Origin of the sequence: Flavobacterium macrobrachii, assembly GCF_014486675.1 — a bacterium.
In the GTDB taxonomy this organism is placed as follows: Bacteria; Bacteroidota; Bacteroidia; order Flavobacteriales; family Flavobacteriaceae; genus Flavobacterium; species Flavobacterium macrobrachii.
This window is the reverse complement of sequence record NZ_JACTAC010000198.1, coordinates 1-429: the sequence shown is the minus strand read 5'-3', so window position 1 is coordinate 429 and position 429 is coordinate 1. Positions and strand designations below refer to the sequence as shown.

Sequence of the window (429 nt, the reverse complement as noted above, 5' to 3'; positions counted from 1 at the left end):
CCATAAATATACTGTGGTAGAAAATAAATTGAATAGAGAATTTACAGTAATTAAAGAGAATACAGCTTGGGTGTCAGACATCACTTATATCAGAACTGGTCAAGGCTGGTTGTATTTAACTTCAGTAATTGATTTATTTGACAGAAAAGTGATTGGCTGGTCATTAAGCAATACAATGAGAGCAAAAGACACTAGTATCGCAGCTTTTAAGATGGCTTTGATTAATAGACCAATCAAAAATAAATCATTAATTTTTCATTCCGATAGAGGCATACAATACGCTTGTGAAGAATTTGTGTTGGAATTAAACAAGCACAAATCCATAATCAGAAGTATGTCCAGAAAAGGAAATTGTTGGGACAATGCAGTAGCCGAAAGTTTTTTTAAAACATTAAAAGTAGAACTGATTTATCAAAATCGCTATCAAAC

General features: G+C 31.9%; 1 protein-coding gene. It reads left to right on the top strand.

Going from position 1 to position 429, the window contains the following annotated elements:
- Positions 1 to 429 (top strand): IS3 family transposase (locus IAI56_RS15945; RefSeq protein ID WP_187658792.1); only part of this gene is annotated, 429 nt, incomplete at both ends.